At 29.2% G+C, this 7409-nt stretch carries 9 protein-coding genes; all 9 read right to left on the bottom strand.

Going from position 1 to position 7409, the window contains the following annotated elements:
- A partial coding sequence (locus KPL51_RS23785; protein WP_512699096.1) for a response regulator occupies positions 1-130 on the bottom strand: 130 nt, incomplete at its 3' end.
- 31 nt (positions 131-161) lie between these two features.
- Positions 162-563: a PepSY domain-containing protein gene (locus KPL51_RS22440; protein ID WP_216166545.1), complete on the bottom strand. Its 402-nt coding sequence runs from the start codon at positions 561-563 to the stop codon at positions 162-164.
- 22 nt (positions 564-585) lie between these two features.
- Positions 586-1119: a COG1361 family protein gene (locus tag KPL51_RS22435; protein WP_216166543.1), complete on the bottom strand. Its 534-nt coding sequence runs from the start codon at positions 1117-1119 to the stop codon at positions 586-588.
- A gap of 1 nt (position 1120) precedes the next feature.
- Complete coding sequence (locus KPL51_RS22430) at positions 1121-1879, bottom strand: ABC transporter permease subunit (protein WP_216166541.1); 759 nt, start codon at positions 1877-1879, stop codon at positions 1121-1123.
- Positions 1860-2837, bottom strand: a complete 978-nt coding sequence (locus tag KPL51_RS22425; RefSeq protein WP_216166539.1) for an ABC transporter ATP-binding protein — start codon at positions 2835-2837, stop codon at positions 1860-1862. Before KPL51_RS22425 ends, KPL51_RS22430 begins: the two co-directional genes overlap by 20 nt.
- A 327-nt stretch (positions 2838-3164) precedes the next feature.
- Positions 3165-4175: a hypothetical protein gene (locus KPL51_RS22420; protein ID WP_216166537.1), complete on the bottom strand. Its 1011-nt coding sequence runs from the start codon at positions 4173-4175 to the stop codon at positions 3165-3167.
- 18 nt (positions 4176-4193) lie between these two features.
- Positions 4194-5201: a phosphodiester glycosidase family protein gene (locus tag KPL51_RS22415; RefSeq protein ID WP_216166534.1), complete on the bottom strand. Its 1008-nt coding sequence runs from the start codon at positions 5199-5201 to the stop codon at positions 4194-4196.
- A gap of 382 nt (positions 5202-5583) precedes the next feature.
- Positions 5584-6126, bottom strand: coding sequence for a DedA family protein (locus KPL51_RS22410; protein ID WP_224854711.1), 543 nt, complete (start codon positions 6124-6126; stop codon positions 5584-5586).
- A gap of 327 nt (positions 6127-6453) precedes the next feature.
- A partial coding sequence (locus tag KPL51_RS22405) for an O-antigen ligase family protein (RefSeq protein WP_216166532.1) occupies positions 6454-7409 on the bottom strand: 956 nt, incomplete at its 5' end.

Here is a 7409-nt window from a genome sequence, read left to right as displayed (position 1 = left end):
CAGCTATATTAAGAGCTTCACGTCCATCATAAGCTACATCGACCTTATATCCTTCATGATTTAATTCCATTTCAATAAACATTGCCATTTGCTTTTCATCTTCCACTAAAAGGATTTTAAAATTCTCCAAAGTATCCCCATCCTTTTCTTATAGTATTTCCTTAGTCTTCTACACGTTCACCCATATAATTTCTTTTGCTCTCTTTGTTAGCACTATTAGCCTTTTCATTATCTAGCATTAATATTACACCGTTTTTAGACTCTACCCTAACTGTTTGTTGCATATTTTCTTTATCCTTAATTTTGAACTCATATTCATAAACTGCTTCTTCGAAGTTTAGTTCCTTTTCTACATCTATAACTTCACCTGGCACTTTTCCTAAAGCAATTTGAGCAAGCTTATCTTGAGTATATTTTGTATTTGTTTTTGCCCTTGAATAAACAACTTTACCTACTATTCCTGCTCCGATAGTAACAGTTAACATACTAATTGAAACAACGGTTATTATCCTCTTTTTATAAGTTTTACCAAATTCAATTACCTTAATAAAAATATTTTTCATTGTTATTTTCTCCTCGTATTATTTATATTTTGTTTCTGATTATTATGAACACAGTACCAAAAATGAGTAAAAGAGGTTCAACAAAAGATACTATCATAACCATACTTTTATCAACCTTAGTGTTTCCCATTATTTCAATTTTAATAGAGTCACTTGATACAATCTGTTTGTATTGCTTTGAAACTACAGTGGTATAAAGATAATAATTACTGGTATATACAAATCGTATAGGTAACTCCACGGTTTTTGTTTCATTTGGATTAAGTAAGTTAACTGTAATAGGCTTGTCAGCACTATAATCTTCTAAATTTACAGTCATACTCTTTTTTATATCTGTCATAGTAATATAAACAAGTATATCTTTTATCGGTTTATTAGTGTTATTTTTAATTTCGGCCTTAATTGTTTTTTCTATACCTGGGTAATTTTTAACTCCTGTTGGTGATTGTATGGATATACTAATATTATTATTATCAATGTCTTTAGCATATACACTTGTAAATGGTAATAAAGCAGAAAACAATAGAATTGTTAGTACTACATATATTCTTTTCATTCTATTCTCCTCCTTTAAAAGCAATCTTTTTTGTTCCATAAATCAAAAACATATAAGATAACACTGAAAATATTAATATTGGCATTATGAATTTTAGCATCCCAGCGAATCCTTGTTTTTCAATTATTACCGCTTTCATAAGATTGAATGTATTTGATAATGGACTAATTTTCTCTATTACAGCACCAAACCCTGCCTTTTTAATTGAAGTAGATAGTAAACTTGGTAATGCTGTTAATATAAAAAGTATTATTGAAGTTATTATAGAATTTTTAGATGATCCTAATAAAATTGATAAAGAAATAGAAATACTTGCATATGAAAAAGCTATTATACTACCTATAATAAGAATAAATAGAATTGCTCTCAGAACAAGTCCTGTTCCATAACTTAATGTAATTATATAAGGAAGAGCTATAATAAAAACTGATATGCCCATTAAAAGAACACCGGTGAGCTTACCAAGAGCTAGTTGCATTTTAGGTACAGGTGTTAGTAACAAGCTTTCTAATGTACATTCTTCCCTTTCATTCGAAAATGTTACAGCTCCAAGAACTATGGTAATAAGTAGTCCTAATCCTAGAATTAGTTTACCCATAGTAACTACGACTTCTGTCTGAGCTAAAAGGCTCAATTCCTTTACGGAGACGAAACTATAAGACATTATGCTGAATATTATTGCGATTATAATTAACCATACGTACCCTTTCATGGCATAAAAATTTTCTTTAAATTCTTTTTTAATTATAGATAGGTTCACCTATGTCGCCTCCTCGCACTTTCTTATCAGTAAGCTTAAAAAAAATATCCTCTATAGTAATCTCTTCTTTACCTATCTCTTGGATATCAATAGAATTTAAAAATAATTTTTCAACAATATAACGCTTTATATCATTAACTATATTGAGGTTGCTATTTTTATTTATATAGATGTATACATATTCATCAACAAATTCTATTCTTGTAATTAATTCATTATCTTTAAAAAACTCAACTGCTTTTTTGTTATCTGAGGTTTTAAGTTTTATAATTTTATTTTCTGAATACTTTTCCTGAAGATCCCTTATAGTTCCCTGCTCAATAAGTTCTCCATTTTGTACTATACATATCGTGTTACAAAGCACTTCAATATCCTTTAATAAATGTGACGTAATAAACACCGTTACATTCATAACCCTATTAATTTCTAATATAAGATTTTGAATATCCTTTTGACCTATTGGATCTAGTCCTAATGTAGGTTCATCTAAAAATATAATCTTTGGGGTATTTATAAGTGCCTTCGCAATACCTAGTCTTTGCTTCATACCTCTTGAGTAATGTCCTATAAGAACTTTTTTCTTACCACTAAGTCCTACTTTTTCTAGTAAATATTCAATATTTTGGGTGTATTTATCCTTATCTTGAGCAAAAAGTTCCGCGAAATAACTTAAATACTCTACCCCTGTCATCCAATTGTAGTATCCATGAGATTCAGGCACCACGCCTATAAATTTCTTAATTTCATTTTCGTTTGAATTGACATCAAGATCACTTATAAAAACATTTCCTCCACTTGGCTTTAAAAGTCCTGTAAGCATTCTTATTGTAGTTGTTTTACCTGCACCATTAGGACCTAAAAATCCAAAAATATCTCCTTCTGATACAGTTAAGTTTAAATTTTTTACTGCAGTAAATCCATTTTTATATGTCATTGTAAGATTTTCTGTTTTAATCAAAACTTTGTACCTCTCTTTCTTATTTCATTAATTACATGGTACAAAACATAAATTAAAAAGAATTAAAGATTAGATTAAATTTCGATTAAAATGTTAAATATGAATTAATTGATTGTAAAACTTTTTTGTAATCATAATTTACAGATGTTTGGTTTAAATTTTAAATTTGATTAATATCTAAAGGTGGTGTTGTCTTAATAATTGCAAGAACCACACCAGCCTCAGTTATTTTTTAAAAACCACATCATAAAATAAATGTAGCTTTCACCATTAGAACAACTTATTAAATCTACAATTATATATAATTCTCAAGATTATATCATCAGTTTAATTTAAAGGGGTTTTAACTAAATTTCCGTCACTTAATGATGCAATTCCATCACTATATGATTGAAGGAATGTACCTTTATAAGTTGTTTCCTTACTTGTCTGGATCTCTGTTACAGTACATTTAGTCTTATCATTTATATAAACCTTCCCACTAGCTGTAACAAATAAGTGATTTTTGCTTACTGGCATACTTAATGGAGTTGACTTCCAGCTACCACCCAATTTGCCATAATATATCTTATCAACGTTATTATTACTATCCACATTTCCAACATAAACCTGGTCATTGTTGTCTATTGCGAGTAAGCATGATTTTGTCGAACCACTAAAGTTCAAAGCATGATTTGGTCCAGTTGCATAAACCTTGTTATTTGCTAGATCCTCGTATACCATTTTATCCTCATGGGGTACTACTTGAATATTTCCTATATATTTAGAGTTAGTAACAATTTTCTTTCTTGTTTTCATTATATTTACCCAGTATATAGAATAATCCTTATAACCATTTTTCACTTTTATATAAATTACATTTGTTAGAGGTGATGCTTCAATATCTTTTACTATAGATGCTGAGCTAATCATTAAAATATCAGATACTTTACTCTTTTGTGATTGAGTAACATCATAATATGATAATGAAAGATTTCTGCTTTGAGTTTCTACAATAAGCATTCTATTTCTATCTGGTAGCCATTTATAAAAAGATATTTTAACTCCATTAGAAGAATTTACATTAAAGCTCTTACCTGTAATAGTATTAACAACATATAACTCATTATTTAAGTAATAGGAAATATAACTTGCATCATAAGAAACATTTACGTTGGTGGCATTACTTGATACATTAGCTTTTGAAACAGAAGTCTTATTACTTGAGTCTTCTACCTTTTGAAATTTCACAGTAGCATTTGAAGTTAGAAGATAGTTGTTCAAATAGAAAAGTCCGCCAATTTGTATGATTAATGAAATCATACTGCATATTATCATTTTTTTAAATACTTTTTTCATAACTTAATCTCCTATCGGTTAATGATTAACGATAAAAGCTGATGGAACCGCTCTTTCGCCAAGTGCATTGCAAGGGTTATTAATGACACTACCATTATTGTACATTGTAGTTGATGAACCACCATCCAAATTTGACGCATTATATGCTCCATATTTAAGCATTATGTTTTGTACATCTTTAAGCGATGCTCCTAGGCTTTTAGTTGACCTTCCATCAATAGCAAGTAATATTATAGCACCATCCGTGCGTTGCCCTATTGCTGTCCTCGGTGCAATTCCCCAGCCTCCATCTCCAGAACTTATTGTTCCTTTACCATCAACTACAAGGGCTGGACCAAAAGATACTGCATCGGTTACGGAAAGCTCCTTTAAATCATTCAAGCTGTGAGGTCCTACAAGAAGTTGAGCATTTTTTGTAATTGCTGTAACATCGTTTTTTTTATTAGGATCTGTTATATCATTAAATTTAACATTTCCATTACTCATAATAATACCATTTGGTTTTCCTCCTGTACCAGTCCATTTAGTATTAGTTGAGGATGAGTCAGAAAAACCTCCTGCATTAATAGCTGCTACAGCACTATTATCCTGTGCTATTTGACTTGTTAGTTCTCCCTGTTTTCCCAGTTTATTACTATATCCAACTTTAACTCTTGTTGGATCTTTAATAATAAGTAGATGACCTGTGAACTTCATTCCATTTGAAATATTATATCTTTCAATACTATTATCATGAGTATTACTAAACTTAATAAGGTTATTATTGCCCTGTTTCAAAATTTGAATTATATCCTCACTTCTAATTTTTTGGATTTCAGCATCAGATAAAAATGACTTTGCAATCCATTGGTGTGTAAGTGTAGTCATTGAAGCATCTACAATCGTTTTTTTCACATTAGTAAATGGTCCGTGAAATATAATTAATGGAGCAGTAACTCCAGTAAATATTAATCCGAAAATCAGATAAAATATAAAGTTTTTTAATTTATGCTTCTTTTTTCGTCTTGACATATTATTTGAACTCATTTTATTCTCCTATATTTTCCGAAATTTTATTGTTTAATATTGCATGATTTAATAAAATTAACTGTTTATTGATATATTATACTGTATGTAAAATCCTTAAATTTTTCTGCCAACATGGCTGTCTTTATTGATTTTCTATATTGTGTGCTGAAAAAATTAGTCTAGTTAATTCATGTATTATAACTACTTCAAAAATCCAATAAATAAGTGTTAACACAATGGCTACTAATAACCATAAAACATTAATTACTTTAAGAACATTTATCAATTGGCTCAACCCATTTGGTATAAGAAAAAGTATAGAAATGTTACTGAAGATAATATAACTACTGCTATATTAAGTATTTTATTTTTCATCAAACTCTCCTAACTAAATTATCATTTATTCTACAAAACCAATTATAATAACGGAAAGAATCAAAATAGATACCGTCATACCTAAAGCTCTATTACGTACATTAAAAATTGAATTAAATGTATTTGCTATTTTTCTATAAATTTTTTTACTAACTTCATTCAAATAAAGCTTATATTTGATTAGGATATAAATTGCTATTGCCATTAGAAAAATAGCTACCCCGCCTCTTACCAAAAAAGCTGCTATTAATTCATGATATTTATCCCAATTTGCTCCAAATAAAGACCCTAATGAAATAAAGGTGCTTGTCCATATGATAGCTCCTACATAAGAATATACTGCGAACTTTTTATAGGAAATCTTGGTTATTCCTGCAAAATATCCTGTAATATGCCTAACACCAGGAATAAAATATGTTACAATTAACAATTTATTACCATATTTTTTAAACCACGCAGATACTTTATCTAAGTTCTTTTTATCCATATGAACATAGTGACCATACTTTTCAAAGAATGGTGTACCTAAAATTCCACCAATGAAATAGGATAAGGTAACCCGATCCAATTGAGGCCAAAAATATGCTTAAAATCCAGCTCATTTTACCTTGATTAACAAGGACCCCACAGTAAGTCAGCATGGCCTCTCCTGGCAAAGGTAATGCTATAAGCTCTAATATTAAAGATATAGGTAAAACAATAGTTCCATAGTTATTTAATAATCCAATTATATGTTTCATAATTTTCAACTCCAATTTTTAATTTGACTTAGCATTTTTATTTAACTATTTTTCATTATCTATTAGGAATATTAAAACTAGATTAAGATCAGATTATTTTTAGAATAATAAAAAAATGCTTGGTAACTATTCCAAACATCTTTTGCATTCATCTATTAAATTTTGAATCTACTTACTTTTTCAATCATTTTTTTAGAGACTGAAGCAAGAATTACTGCTGACTGTGGAATTTTACCTATAGCCTCACTTATTTCCTTCGAAGTTGCCGACACTTCATACCCATTACTAAATGAAATATTATATTGTGTTACAATGGCACTAATTATGGCTGAACTAGTTATAAATAATAATCCAGTTTGTGGTGCAATCATTGTAAAATCAACCAATCCATGCCCGATTATTACAGCTTGAATTCCAGCTAGCATTGGAACCAACCTACAATTTTGTGCATAAAGTATTCTTAAATTACGAAATAAATTAATCTTCATATAGATATATATAAACAGCCCAACAATTCCAAGTGAGGTCATAATAGTAATCCAAATATTATGACCATGATATAAGGTGGCATAATAGTAGCCTTTCATAAAATATGCTCCATGGTCGGTAATTCCCATAAGTCCCCAGCCTGTAATAGGTCTAAGTTTTATCATTTTTAAACATCCATTCCATATTCCAAGACGACTTGTAAATGAACCATCAAAATTATGGTCAATTACATTTTCTAAAATCTGTGAGGGCATAAATGTAACTACAGCTGTAATTATAAAAATTGTTATAAAAGGCCACATGTTTTTTTTATTACCTTTAACAAAATAAAAAATAAATAGTCCAAATAACAGTCCCATAAAAGCACCACGTGATCCCGTCAAATACAATGCAATAACGAAAAAAAATGTTGATATTTGATAAAATAATTTTGTGGTTTTATATGTAGTGCTACAGAAATAAAGACCTAAAAGAATCATTATGGCAAACCAGTTACCCGCTACATTGGGGTTTCCAAAGGTACTATATATCCTGTCATTAAATACCGGCTGAGACGTAATTTTAAGAAATTTAGCCCAAATATTATAATTAAAATACACATATATAGCTTTCTCAATAATTC

Source organism: Clostridium bowmanii (genome assembly GCF_018861315.1).
Lineage (GTDB): Bacteria > Bacillota > Clostridia > Clostridiales > Clostridiaceae > Clostridium_AD > Clostridium_AD bowmanii.
Note: the sequence above shows the minus strand (reverse complement) of the source record. Positions and strands in the feature narration are given on the sequence as shown.

Excerpts from the sequence above, each read along its gene's own strand:
- KPL51_RS22440 (WP_216166545.1), bottom strand. The coding sequence starts at position 563 with ATGAAAAATATTTTTATTAAGGTAATTGAATTTGGTAAAACTTATAAA.
- KPL51_RS22415 (WP_216166534.1), bottom strand. The coding sequence starts at position 5,201 with ATGAGTTCAAATAATATGTCAAGACGAAAAAAGAAGCATAAATTAAAA.
- KPL51_RS22435 (WP_216166543.1), bottom strand. The coding sequence starts at position 1,119 with ATGAAAAGAATATATGTAGTACTAACAATTCTATTGTTTTCTGCTTTA.
- KPL51_RS22420 (WP_216166537.1), bottom strand. The coding sequence starts at position 4,175 with ATGAAAAAAGTATTTAAAAAAATGATAATATGCAGTATGATTTCATTA.